Origin of the sequence: Massilia genomosp. 1 (assembly GCF_011682185.1) — a bacterium.
Lineage (GTDB): Bacteria > Pseudomonadota > Gammaproteobacteria > Burkholderiales > Burkholderiaceae_D > Telluria_A > Telluria_A rubra.
Map to the genome: position 1 here is coordinate 1 of NZ_WHJF01000496.1, position 310 is coordinate 310.

The window sequence follows — 310 nt, forward strand, 5'->3', positions numbered from 1 at the left end:
GATGTCGGCGCCGGCAAAGCGCGCCGGCGCATCCATCACGGCGGCGTGCACCAGCGACTCCATCATGCGCAGCAACATCCAGGTGGCCAGGTCGAGGTCGGGCTGGCCGATCTCGTCCTTGTGCCGTTCCAGCAGGCCCAGGATGCGCTGGAAGGAATTATTGTCCGCTGGACTGTCCTGGGTCGGTGCATCGAAGAAGGGAAACTCCTTTTCCAGCACCTTGTGCAGCTCCGGCTCGACCTGGTGCGCCACCAGCCACGCGTGGACCATGGCCGCCAGGTGCCCGCGCAGGGTGCGCGGCGCTTCACCG

General features: G+C 66.8%; 1 pseudogene. It reads right to left on the reverse strand.

The window, feature by feature from the left end:
- Positions 1-310: pseudogene (locus tag F1735_RS34650) on the reverse strand (TetR/AcrR family transcriptional regulator); the annotation flags it as partial.